General features: G+C 49.1%; 13 protein-coding genes. 7 read left to right on the top strand and 6 right to left on the bottom strand.

Annotated elements, in window-relative coordinates:
- Positions 1-22: 22 nt before the first annotated feature.
- Entirely contained in the window at positions 23-259 is a 237-nt protein-coding gene (xseB, locus tag N836_RS65640) for an exodeoxyribonuclease VII small subunit (protein WP_023075675.1), read from the top strand.
- On the opposite strand, the gene N836_RS65635 is transcribed toward xseB, so the two are convergent.
- From N836_RS65635 to N836_RS65625, 3 genes are all read right to left on the bottom strand, one after another.
- Complete coding sequence (locus N836_RS65635) at positions 256-1,005, bottom strand: sensor histidine kinase (protein WP_023075674.1); 750 nt, start codon at positions 1,003-1,005, stop codon at positions 256-258. The genes xseB and N836_RS65635 overlap by 4 nt on opposite strands.
- A 142-nt stretch (positions 1,006-1,147) precedes the next feature.
- A complete protein-coding gene (locus N836_RS65630) occupies positions 1,148-2,656 on the bottom strand; it encodes a UDP-N-acetylmuramoyl-L-alanyl-D-glutamate--2,6-diaminopimelate ligase (protein WP_023075673.1) in 1,509 nt (502 codons plus the stop codon).
- A 26-nt stretch (positions 2,657-2,682) separates the two neighbouring features.
- Positions 2,683-2,979, bottom strand: coding sequence for a glutaredoxin family protein (locus N836_RS65625; protein WP_023075672.1), 297 nt, complete (start codon positions 2,977-2,979; stop codon positions 2,683-2,685).
- Positions 2,980-3,137: 158 nt separating this feature from the next.
- On the opposite strand from N836_RS65625, the gene cysH reads away from it, so the two are divergent.
- The 4 genes from cysH to sbcD all read left to right on the top strand — a co-directional run bounded on the left by cysH (position 3,138) and on the right by sbcD (position 8,486).
- Entirely contained in the window at positions 3,138-3,881 is a 744-nt protein-coding gene (cysH, locus tag N836_RS65620) for a phosphoadenosine phosphosulfate reductase (protein ID WP_023075671.1), read from the top strand.
- Between the two features lie 197 nt (positions 3,882-4,078).
- Positions 4,079-5,656, top strand: a complete 1,578-nt coding sequence (locus tag N836_RS73830; RefSeq protein WP_023075670.1) for a D-Ala-D-Ala carboxypeptidase family metallohydrolase — start codon at positions 4,079-4,081, stop codon at positions 5,654-5,656.
- Positions 5,657-5,694: 38 nt separating this feature from the next.
- The gene (locus tag N836_RS65605; RefSeq protein ID WP_023075669.1) at positions 5,695-7,140 is read left to right on the top strand and encodes a pyridoxal phosphate-dependent decarboxylase family protein; all 1,446 of its coding nucleotides are present in this window, start codon (positions 5,695-5,697) and stop codon (positions 7,138-7,140) included.
- Between the two features lie 53 nt (positions 7,141-7,193).
- Entirely contained in the window at positions 7,194-8,486 is a 1,293-nt protein-coding gene (gene sbcD, locus N836_RS65600) for an exonuclease subunit SbcD (protein ID WP_031293933.1), read from the top strand.
- Between the two features lie 47 nt (positions 8,487-8,533).
- Here the strand turns inward: sbcD and N836_RS65595 are convergent, their stop codons facing one another.
- Positions 8,534-9,382 (bottom strand): M28 family peptidase, encoded by an 849-nt coding sequence (locus tag N836_RS65595; RefSeq protein ID WP_023075667.1) that lies wholly within the window; start codon positions 9,380-9,382, stop codon positions 8,534-8,536.
- 394 nt (positions 9,383-9,776) lie between these two features.
- Between N836_RS65595 and N836_RS77725 the strand changes: the two genes are divergently transcribed.
- On the top strand, positions 9,777-10,988 hold the full coding sequence (locus N836_RS77725) for a septal ring lytic transglycosylase RlpA family protein (protein WP_023075665.1): 1,212 nt from the start codon (positions 9,777-9,779) through the stop codon (positions 10,986-10,988).
- A gap of 93 nt (positions 10,989-11,081) precedes the next feature.
- On the opposite strand, the gene N836_RS65585 is transcribed toward N836_RS77725, so the two are convergent.
- Positions 11,082-11,324, bottom strand: coding sequence for a 2Fe-2S iron-sulfur cluster-binding protein (locus N836_RS65585; protein ID WP_023075664.1), 243 nt, complete (start codon positions 11,322-11,324; stop codon positions 11,082-11,084).
- A gap of 74 nt (positions 11,325-11,398) precedes the next feature.
- Entirely contained in the window at positions 11,399-11,794 is a 396-nt protein-coding gene (locus N836_RS65580; protein WP_023075663.1) for a hypothetical protein, read from the bottom strand.
- A 125-nt stretch (positions 11,795-11,919) separates the two neighbouring features.
- On the opposite strand from N836_RS65580, the gene N836_RS65575 reads away from it, so the two are divergent.
- Positions 11,920-12,198, top strand: a complete 279-nt coding sequence (locus N836_RS65575) for a DUF2470 domain-containing protein (RefSeq protein WP_023075662.1) — start codon at positions 11,920-11,922, stop codon at positions 12,196-12,198.
- Positions 12,199-12,272 lie beyond the last annotated feature (74 nt).

The following is a 12,272-nucleotide window of genomic DNA, read 5'->3' as shown; positions in this document are numbered from 1 at the left end:
AAGCTGCAACTCCTAAATCCCTATGCCCAGAGCTAAAAAGTCTGCTGACAACTGGAACTATGAAACCTCAGTTGAACAGGTTGAAGCTATCATCACCGATTTAGAAACCGGCGATCTGCCCTTAGCCGATATTTTTGAACAGTTTGAAAAAGCTGTCACCGAACTCAAAAAATGTGACAACTTTTTGCAAGACAAGCAGCAGCAGGCTCAGCTTCTGATTGAGACCTTGATTCCGGAATCAGATGAGCAGGTAAGTTAGTCAGGGGCGACTGCCAGCAAAATTGTAAATGCAGTACCTTTACCTGGGGTGCTACTGACCGCGATAGAAGCCCCGCAGTGAGCTAGTAATTGTTGTACCAGAGTCAGTCCCAAGCCACTACCTTCAGAAGTATGGCGGTAAAACGAATCAAACACCTGGTGTAAAACGGTAGATGGAATGCCGCGTCCATTATCCTGAATGATTAGCGCAATTTTGCCGTCATTGCGCTGATGAGCTTTCACCCATATGCACCCGCCAGCATCTGTAAACTGAATACTATTACTGACAAGACTAACCAATACTTGCTTCAGGTATGCCTCAACGGCAAACACAGGGGGCAGATGACTTGCTACTGTGTAGGCCAATAAGAGATTGTGTTCTGTGGCTAGGGGTTGATAGGTGCTGATCACCCCCGGTACTAAATCCCAAAGCTGAACTTTTTTGAGCGGTCTCGTTGGGGGAGTCAACTGCAGTTCCAGTAGCTTAAACACGCTATTGATCAGATGACTTTGCCGGTCACAGGCCTGGCCAATCATTTGTAAATAACGTTCGCGCTGTTTGGGTTTCAGGCTGGAAGAGTTGAGCAGCGTTAAAGCGGCCTTAATGGTTGTGACGGGGTTATTAAGCTCTTGGGCCGCAGTTTTGAAAAACTGGGGGTCAACCTTCGGAGCCGATAAGTGCGTTATTGATGTGTCAAAACGAGTCGTAGTGAATGTGGATGATGTCTCGACCGTGGAAGCGTCCATAATGACTCTAAAATATGCTGAGCGCGTATTAAATACAGCATCTATAGGGTCTAGGTTAGTTAAGGGCAATAACAGATAAATGGGTATTTCTACTTAACTTTCCGTACTAGCGCGGAGTTTCTCCATTAGGACTAAAAAATAATTAAGATGCTAATCGCTGTTTAAGAGCTAACTGCGACTGCTCACGATCGTCGAAGTGAATTTTTTCTGTGCCTAAAATTTGGTAGTCCTCGTGGCCTTTGCCAGCAATCAGTACTCCATCACCTGGTTGGGCTGTGAGGATGGCGTGTTGAATGGCAGCAGCGCGATCGCAAATCACTTCATCCTCGTTTAGCTCAGCCTCAATGCCAGCCACGACATCGGTCAGAATCTGCTGAGGATCTTCGGTGCGGGGATTGTCGGAAGTTACCACCACTCGGTCTGCTAGTTCGTAGGCAATGCGTCCCATCTGGGGGCGTTTAGTGCGGTCTCGATCGCCACCACAGCCAAACACACAAATCATTTGCCCAGTAATAAACGGACGGGCTGCCCGTAGTGCATTTTCGAGACTATCGGGCGTATGGGCATAGTCCACAATCACACTAATATCTTGAGCAGGGCTAACCTGGACCCGCTCCATGCGACCCGGCACCCCGCCAAATGCGGCTAATGCTGCGATCAAAGACTCCAGGGATACCCCGAGATGCAAGACCGCTCCTGCTGCTGCTAGTAAGTTTTCTAAGTTAAACCGACCGACTAAAGGGGACGTAAACGGTGCAGAGCCCATGGGGGTAATCAGGCTACCACGGACACCAGCAGCGCTGTAGGTCAAGTCTGTTGTATGGAGATCAGCGGCTAGATCATCAATGTGATAAGTCCACACCTGTTCCGGACTCAGCCGGTTAATCAGTTTTTGACCATAGGGATCGCGGCTATTGATAATGGCGCGACCCTTAAGATAATCCGGACTAAATAGAAGCGCCTTTGCTTCAAAATAGTCGTTTAGATTTTTGTGATAGTCGAGATGGTCCTGGGTGAGATTAGTAAAAACGCTTACTGCAAAGGGACACCCCCAGACTCGCTTTTGGTCCAGAGCATGGGAGCTGACTTCCATCACTGCGTGCTGACACCCTGCACTCACAACTTTTGCCAGTTCTCGCTGCAAATCAACGGGAAATGGTGTAGTGTGGACGGCTGTTTCTTGATGGCCTGGCCAGCGGGTGTAGAGGGTGCCGAGCAAACCAGTAGGGATCTCAGCGGCATTGAGAAAGTGCTCAATCACATGGGTGGTTGTGGTTTTGCCATTGGTGCCAGTGACCCCAACTAGGTTTAGGGTTTTTCCCGGATAGTTGTAAAACGCCGCTGCTAGCTCACCACAGACGGTTGGTATGTCATCCACGGGAATCAGCAAGGTGGATGCATCGGTGGCAGGCTGTTTTTGGCAGGCGTTAGGAGAAATGATGGCTGCGATCGCACCTTTTTCCAGAGCACTAGGCCAAAATTCACCCCCATCCACGCGAGTTCCTGGCATGCCAATAAATAAATTCCCTGGCTGACAGGTTTTGGAATTAGTACATAGCCCAGTCACGGCCTGATCTAAGCCGGGATAATCAGGGGCGATAGTAGGTATCAATTCAGCGGGTAATTTTGCCAGTAACTCACGCAACGTCATACAGATCTCCCTAAACCTGAATGCCGCTATTCTGCCTCAAAGGGGCCTAAATATGTCTGCAACATTTTTTCTAATTGACGCACCGGAGCCCGCGGGGAAAGACGAGGCAATGGCTGTTCCTGTGCCAATTCAGGTGTTTCAGGATGGTTAATCAAACGGCACAGTACTGGTATTTCGTATTGATACTCCGCAAACCAGACCGGGTTTTGGGTAATGTCACGGGCCTCAATATCAAGCGGCAGGTGATCTAACTGAGCCAGTTTTTCCTCTAACCCCTCGCAAAGGTGGCAACCGGGTTTTGTGTAAAAAATAAGCTTTTTCATGTTTGTCATTGTCCTACGCTATGTGGGCAAGATGCGAATGTTCGGTTAACGCCCTATCCTTGATCGGATAAATCTACATTTCCCCGGTGGGTTATGGGAGATTGTTGCGATAGGATATCTCCAGTGTTCGTTTATGGGCTGAAATCCCAATTACAGACATGGTTTCTTGCATAGAAGCGCAAGCGCTTACTCCCGCCAGATCAACTGAATGCCTTGCGTTTGATCCCAGTCAACTGGATTTAGTTGAACTTAATCAGCGGTTTGAATCCGCTACTCCCCAAGAGATTTTGGCATGGGCTGTGGCCACAGTGCCCAACCTGGCCCAGATGACATCTTTTAGCATGCTGACTATTACCCACATGCTTTATCACGAACTGCAGGCAAAGGTGCCAGTCATTTTTCTCAATACGCTCCACCTTTTCCCAGAAACACTGGAGACTGCCCAGCAGGCCCAAGCGCGTTATGGTCTCGATCTCCACATTTACCAGGCCACTCAAAGTCAAGAAGAGTTTATTGCTCGCTACGGTGATCGGCTTTGGGAACAGAACGTGGAGCGGTTTCATTATTTAACTAAAGTGCAGCCCATGGAGCGAGCCTTAGATGAACTGGCTATCCAAGGGTGGATCACCGGACGACGTCGCGATCAGGCAGCTACACGCCAAAACATGGCAATTTTAGAGCGAGACCAGCATGATCGCCTCAAAATTAACCCCCTGGCCAATTGGACCGTTAAAGATTTATGGCGATATACTTTTGCCCATAGCGTCTCATACAATCCGCTGCACGATCAGGGCTATACCAGCATCGGCGATCAGCCTTTGACGACTAAAGTGCAAGCTGGTGAAGATGAGCGTGCTGGCCGTTGGCGCGGCAGTGTCAAAACGGAATGCGGTATTCATTGATCACTCCTGAGAGATTAGAGCAACCTCTTCTTGATCTATGCAAGGAGAGACATGAGATCCCGCCGACAATTTTTCTTAACAGAGTCCGAAATTTTTAAGCTAAAGATTGATTTAAAGGCTACAGCCAACCAATGGTTCAGCCTAGATACATCTCAATAACCTGTGGCTGAGATCCCCCTGAATGCAGGCACACACTTATGGAATCCTCAAGTAGCGTAATCGGAAAACTCTGGCGGAGCCCCTCCGTAGGTGGCAACGGCGGTAAAGACTTCTCAGATATTAATTGGCCCCCAGCGGGCAGCGATCAAATTTTTGCCCAGCAAGCGCAACCTAGCGAAGTTAGGGTGCGGGTAGGTCGATATGTTGACCAAGTGCAGATGATTTGGGCTCACTATGAGCTACCGGCCCGTGGTGGAGAGGGCTCAGATTTAGAGTCGTTTATTCTTAATGCAAACGAATATATTACTAATGTTAAGCTGACGGGCGACCGTTACATTGGCTCCATAGAACTGATTACGAATCAGGGGCGGGATTTTCTCTTTGGTAAACAAACGGGAACAGTCACTGACCTGGCGGTCCCTGCCAACCATCATGTAATTGGCTTCTATGGTAATAGTGGCCGTTGGATAGACCAGCTCGGCGTGATTGCGGTGCCAGTGCGTGAACAAACAAGTGAACCTCCGGAACGGCCGCAAGTTCCTCAACCCGAAAGACCGTCTGATCCTGTGCTGGATAAGATTCCTCGGTCTGGTATTGAGCTAATCAAGGAATTTGAGGGATATGCTGAGGCCCTGCCTGATGGTCGGGCTAAGGCGTATGCCGATCCGCTTAAAGGCTGGTCTCTACCAACAATTGGCTATGGCACAACTCGCTATCCCAACAATGTTCCAGTTAAAGAAGGAGACATTATTACTAAAGATCAATCAGAAACGTATCTGATTGATCATGTGGATAAGTACTGCCGTGGAGCCCTAGAAAAAATTCCTACCTGGGGGCGCATGAATAGCAACCAGCGGGGGGCTTTGTACAGCTTTGCGTATAACTTGGGTGCGGGCTTCTATCGGGGCGATAACTTTGAATCGATTACACGGGTTTGCGATTCACCCGAACAATGGAATGATCACCGCTGGGTCGAGGCACAGTTTGTTAAATATAGAAATCCAGGTACGTCTGTTGAGGAAGGGCTGCGACGGCGACGACTGGCAGAGGCTGCTTTATTCTGTAAACATGTGACCTCCGCAACTCCAAATTGGGATGACGATCATGATGAGGCCGGTGAGGCAGGCGATCGCAAACCAGAAGAACGGTTAGAGCGCATTGTGGATGATGTTAAGGGGAATCAGCCTGTTGGGGCTCGCCTCACACCAGCCATGGACTTTAATACGCTGATCACCCCCCACATTACCTACGGTGAATTTGCTCTTTATGATGAGGCACGTCGGTTTCAGCAAGATTTTCAGTGCAAAACGGCCTATGAAATTTGTCTATTTCTAGAGAAATGCCGCGATCACTTTGGCGGTAATCCTCTGGTGATTACCTCGGGCTATCGCCCCCCTAGCATTAATGCCAAAGTTGGGGGTGCTCGTCGCTCCGAGCACCTTTATGATGCACCGAATACCGGCGCTGTTGACTTCTACATTAAAAATGTCAGCATCTATGAAGTGGAGGCGTGGTGCGATCAACACTATCCTCACAGTATTGGTTATGGTGCCAAACGGGGCTTTGTCCATTTAGGGATGCGCCCAGGTAAGCCACGTGTTCGGTGGGTTTATTGATTACTCTGGTAAGGCACATCTTATGAACAGCGGACACGGTGGATTTTTCGGTGTTGCCTACCACGGCATTTATTCGTCCTGATGGTAAAAATCAGGATGCGATCGCAACTCTTCTACACCAAGTAATTGACCAACTGGTTGAAATCATGGCTCAGGCAACGGAACGCTCTCCACTGCCTGAGCCTTTAATGTCAGATGACTATGTCTGGGCCACGGTACCCCACACCTCTGCGGACATTGCAGCGCTGTTAGTTGAGGTGAAAGCTCAGCTGCACCATTCTATGAATGCTGCCCATCCAGGCTATATCGGTCACATGGACTCAATTCCAACCACCGTATCGGTGATTGCCGATTTGCTGATCGCTGCCCTCAATAACAATATGTTGAGTGTGGAAATGTCGCCGGTGTTTTCGCGGTTAGAAACGCTAGTTCTAAAGCAAATTGCTCAGCTATTTGGTCTGGGGCCTCAGGCTAACGGCGTCTTAGTCAGCGGTGGCAGTCTGGCCAACCTGCAAGCCTTGATTGTGGCCCGTAATCAAGCATTCAATTCTCTAGAGCATGGCATTCCTGCAGGACAGCATCCTGTTTTCTTTGTTTCAGAAGCTGCCCATACCTCCTTTAAGAAAGCTTCGATGGTCATGGGTTTGGGCACCGAGGCGGCGATTCCAATCGCCACCAACCAAAATTCGCAAATTGACATTGACGACCTCAAGACTAAGCTGGCCCGGGCTAAGGCAGACGGTCAGCAGCCATTTGCGATTGTCGCCACAGCCGGGACTACGGTCACTGGCAGCATTGATCCTATAGTTGAAATGGGCCATATCGCTAAACTCCATCAGCTTTGGTTCCATGTGGATGCCGCCTATGGTGGAGCCCTAATATTTTCAGACCGCTATCGCTCTCAGCTAGCAGGCATTGAACAGGCTGACTCAGTTACCTTTAACCCACAGAAATGGCTATATGTGGCCAAAACCTGTGCCATGGTGATGTTCCGCCAATTTGAGCAGCTGCAGCAGCATTTTCGGGTGTTGGCCCCCTATATGCACGATCACGACGACTGGCCCAATTTGGGTGAACTCACGGTTCAGGGTACGCGCCACCCCGATATCCTCAAGCTATGGTTATCGCTACAGCACATAGGTCGTGACGGGTACAGTGCCATCATTGACCATAACTATGAAATCACGCAAACCTTTACGGCTGCTGTCAAAGCACGCCCATTTCTGACCCTGGCCAGCGAACCCCAAATGAACCTGGTATGTTTTCGTGCTCAGCCACCAGAATTAAGCCCCGATAAACTGGATGATTGGAATCACGGTCTGCAACAGCATCTGCTGCAGACAGGACATACCTTTTTGTCATTGCCGGTATACCGAGGTCAGCGTTGGTTGAAGGCCGTTTTGCTAAATCCATTTACGACTGCAGACCAGATTCATAGGCTGTTTACCCATATCGACGGCTATCATGCTGCCTCTAAATCTTGACGTTCTGAACTAGGACAAAGATACTGATAGCGATCGCAAAGTCGTACCGCACTATGGTAAAGCTTCTCCATCTCTCCGATATTCATATGGGTAGTGGCTTTAGCCATGGCCACATCAATCCAGACACCGGACTAAATACCCGTTTGGAGGATTTTGTTGCCACCCTCAGTCGTTGTATTGACCGCGCCCTGAGTGAGCCTGTCGATCTGGTGCTATTTGGGGGGGATGCTTTTCCTGATGCCACTCCTCCCCCCGTGGTGCAGCAGGCCTTTGCCCAACAGTTTCAACGCCTGGTTGAAGCCCATATTCCAACCGTGATGTTAGTTGGCAATCACGATCAGCACTCCCAGGGCATGGGCGGAGCCAGCTTATGTATCTATCGCACCCTGGGGGTGCCTGATGTGGTGGTGGGTGATAGTTTAACTACTCACCACATTGATACCCAGGCTGGTCCCGTTCAGGTGGTGACCCTTCCCTGGTTGACTCACTCCACATTGCTGACTCGCCCTGAAACGGAAGGATTATCCCTGGGTGAGGTCAATGAACTCATGCTCGACCGGCTACGAGTGGCCCTCGAAGCAGAAATTCGCCAGCTCCATCCAGAGATTCCCAGTATTCTGCTGGCCCATTTGATGACAGATACAGCCCGCTACGGGGCCGAGAAGTTTTTGGCCGTTGGCAAGGGCTTTACCGTACCGATGGCGCTGCTGGCACGTCCGTGTTTTGACTATGTTGCCTTAGGCCATGTCCACAAGCATCAGGTTCTCTGTCAGGATCCGCCTGTAGTCTACCCTGGCAGTATTGAACGGGTAGACTTTAGTGAAGAAAAGGAAGAAAAAGGCTTTGTTCTGGTTGAGCTCCAGCCTGGTCACACATCAGTAAACTTCTGTCCCCTGCCTGTCCGTATCTTCAAAACCATAGAAATAGACCTCTCAAAAACAGATACTCCTCAGGCACGGTTAGAAGCAGCCTTGACCAATGCTGATATCAACGATGCGGTCATCCGTCTGGTTTATAAACTTAGTCCGGCTCAAATTGATCAAATTGACCATGCTGCTCTGCATCAGGCATTAGCTACAGCCCATGCCTATACGATTCGTCCTGAACTGGTTAGTCAGCTATCTCGCCCCCGTCTACCCGAGCTGACCTCTGAGCATACTCGCGATCCTTTAAGTGCCTTGCAAACCTATTTAGCTAATCGCGATGATTTGACTGCACTGGCGGACGACATGATGTTAGCTGCCCAGGCTTTACTGAATGGGGATAACATGTCCCCTGAGCTTTCCGTCGAACCCGATACTGACGTCCTGGCTGAAGAGCAAAATCAGCAGCTCCGACTTCTGTAGCTGGCATTATCCCGTCGCTGCTGTTTTTTGCCATGCTGTGACATTGACTATAGCTTGGCAATACTACGCCCCAGACCGACACACACTTTAGTCAGAAATTCCAAGTCTAGTGTGGCGAAGGTGTCGGTTGGTGCATGATAGTGCGGGTTACGCAAATTAGCTGTGTCCGTCACCATGATGGCGCTATAACCTGCATCCCAAAAAGGGGCGTGATCACTGCGTCGGGTATCTGGTAGAAATTTCCCATGCTGAATCATCGGTAACCAGACACCATTAACACCTGCAACTCTCAATGCTCGTCTGATGTGCCACAGTGTAGGGATTGTTTGCCAATTCCCAATCAGAGCAATAAAGTCTCCTGTCTTGGGATAAATCGCCTCTAAAGCCGCAATGGGATAAGTCTGACTGGGCTGCTCTTGTGAAGCATCGACGCAATACCCCAACATCTCTAGGGACATCATTAGATGAATCGGGTCTCCCTTCAGTGATTTTACGTAGGCGCGACTCCCAACTAAACCATATTCTTCTAAATCAAAAGCGACCAAACGCACCGGTCGTCGTGGCGGCAGGCAGGCAAATTGTCTGGCTAGCTCTAGCAGAACAGCCACACCCGTCGCATTATCATCAGCTCCAGGACACCCAGGCACTGTATCGTAGTGGGCTCCCACCACCACTGGCGACAGGGCTTGGCGACCAGGTAAGTCAAGACAGAGGTTGTAATAGTCTCGTCCCTGCTCAGTAAAGCCCATTGTCGTTGCCTGTCCCCACTGGCTTAACTGAGCATAGATGTATTGCTGCACATAATAATGACCCTGGGTGGCGAGGTACGGGTCGCGTTCACGAATTAATTCTTTGAGGTGGTTAGTTAGGCGTTCTTTGATGTCTTTGTTGGCCATACCTAAGCTCTGTAGCCATTTGGCAGCTCTCAAGACAGTGCCGTATGACTATCAACTATATTTATTTGCTTAAAAGATTAAACTTACTTATTAGCGATCGCAAATTCTAGCTCTGATCGAGCAGGGCAATGACTGATGGCATCTATCTTTAACACATTACGTTTGCTCGACATCCTCATTGGAGTAGCTAATGAGTTGATGACAGACCGTGATGAATACTCAAAACAGACTGTATACTGAACGGATTGTAATTTTAGATACAATGCCCGGCCAGCGGCTGACGTTATTTCCTACTTTGCTGGCGACAGCTACCACCCAATAAATGTTGAAACTACGGTTTCTGTTTGAGGGTTAGTGCTGTTTCTTTAAAAAGTGTTCATCTGTAAGCTCTTTTATGTTTGATGTACCGGTTCCTGAAGTAACCGTATCTTCAGTACCTGCATTTATTGACGGCATCGGGCAAACTACTCAAACACCTCTACGCACACCTCAAGTTGCTTCCGCGTTACTCAATGCGCTGCCCGTATTAACTCAATCCAATCAGAAATCCAATCAGACACAGACATCGCCACAACTAGTAGTTGAAGCCCAAGAAGGCGATGTTCAGACGCTGCTTCCCAATGGCTCATTTCAACGGCTAGAGCCCCTGAATTTGGCAGCTGCGACCGATGCCCTAGAAAAGGTTTTTGCCTACTCACTGGGCAATTTGCCAACTCAGGCTACGGCAGCATCCCCACTCTCTGCTTCTGAAACTCGGACGGCAGCTCTGGCGTCCCCAGATTCTCTTGCACCAGATGTCGGTCTGCAATCATCTGTACCTCAGCCCCATGCAGACGGTATTGACTTAGCTCAACTAACGTCAGGGTTGATTTCTAGTGACGCCTTACATCAGTGTATTGACGTCTCCTACGAGGCCGTTGCTCCCCAAAGCATTCCTACTACTACCTTGCAAGTGTGGAGCAGAGGCACTTACAGAGGTGATATCCGTAGTGTGGAGAACGTTGATGATGTGGTGCGTTCTCTAAAAGAAATCTTGGTAGATGAGTCCTTTAACCCCGATGCGATCGCGCCAGTCTTAGGTACGGAGCAGCCTGCTATTGATTTGGGTAACGATATTACCCTCCAAGTTTTGTCTCAAGCAGCTACTGATGAACTCCCACGTACGGCAGTAGATACCTCTAGCTTGAGTAAACAATGGGCAGCCATCGTTTGGAGTGACCAGTTACGGCAAAAACTAGGGGCAACACCGCTGGATCCTGGCAATATTCAAGTAATGCTCAAAGAATTACAGCCTGCAGGCCAACAGCTCAACGGCACTGCATCCTGGTACGGTCCCTATTTCCACGGTCGGCTGACGGCTAATGGAGAAACATTTGACCAAAACACTCTGACCGCAGCTCATAAGACCCTGCCGTTCGGCACAATTCTCCAGGTACGTAATTTAAAAAATAATCGGACAGTGGTTGTTCGTATTAATGATCGAGGTCCCTACATTGGTAAACGCTCTTTAGATTTATCTAAAGCAGCGGCTCAATGTCTGGGCAGTGAAACAGCCGGGGTGATTCCCTATGAGGCGACTATTTTGGAATCAGTTTCCGTTGAGTAATCGGCAGGCTCGTTTGCCACGCTAGAGAGCTAACCTCCGATCGACAGCTTTCTAGGTTTGTCTAGGCTGCAGACTGTGAGCCATGGATTTCCCTTACCAGGTTGGATCAACGTAGAGATTGATCACATAGGGGGACTGGGTTGCTGGAACAGCCGAAATACAAGCACAGATAGGCTCATCTTGGTCTTCAATATCAACTTCACAGGCATGGCATGACCCCATCAAGCATCCAGTGGGAATGCTCACTCCGGCACGTTCGGCAACTTGCAAGATTGGTTCTCCTGGAGTTGCTGAAACAGTGACGTTATCAGGTAGAAAACGAACCTCAACACTCATAAATATTCGCGAATATGAATTGCTAAGAGACATTAATAATCCTATCGCAAGATTTCTGAAGCGGCTCTCTCCAGTCAGTCAGGCTCAAGCACAGATTCCTTAATCGCAGCAGTTTGCTCTAGATGGCGACGTTTCGTGTGCCACCAATTTTGCATGTCACTGGAAAAAGTAATCATGTAAAGCGTCACGACAATCGGCTGAGCGCGATACCCTTGCCCAATGATTTCAACACAGTAGGAGGGGTGACGTCTGGTGGACAAATCAACGATAAAGCGTCGGCCAATGCGTCGCCAACTGGGTTCTTTTCCTCGCCACTGCAGACGGCAGCAGGGCCAGGGTAATTGCTCTCGATCAAAAAGTCTGCAACAGGGACCAATAACACGATAGGTCAAGTGGGCACCGGGGCTTTGAAAGATATGCCCTGTTGGCCAGGGGTGCTCACCAGTTGGAGGATTAGAGGATAGTATCAACTGCCTAGGCAAGAAGAAATTACGGCTGCAGAACTCGGCATAGATGATGATGTATTGGCACAATCATGTCAAAGACCAGCCTATGATTTAGAACAGTAGTGTACGAAATTTTGTAGGAAAATTCTATGGCCGAGGCAATCACTCCAACCGTTAGCGATCGCATCTGCAAACACATGAATGACGATCATGCTGATGCTGTCCTGCTTTATGCCCAAGCGTTTGGCAACGCTATCAACGCTACAGCGGCCACGATGAAAGCCATTGACACTACTGGCATGGACTTAGATGCGACAGTAGACGGTCAAAATACCGCCGTTCGTGTCAGTTTTGAACGGCCCTTAGCCGATGCCAAAGACGCTCACCATGTACTAGTTGAAATGCTGAAGCAAGTGAAAAAGGCTTAGTGAGGTCAACCAAGTTTGAGTTTTGAATGTCTAAATTTTGAGTTCTACATCAAAGAGAACTCGACAGAGTCCTC

The organism is Leptolyngbya sp. Heron Island J (assembly GCF_000482245.1).
In the GTDB taxonomy this organism is placed as follows: domain Bacteria; phylum Cyanobacteriota; class Cyanobacteriia; order Phormidesmidales; family Phormidesmidaceae; genus Leptothoe.
Note: the sequence above shows the minus strand (reverse complement) of the source record. Positions and strands in the feature narration are given on the sequence as shown.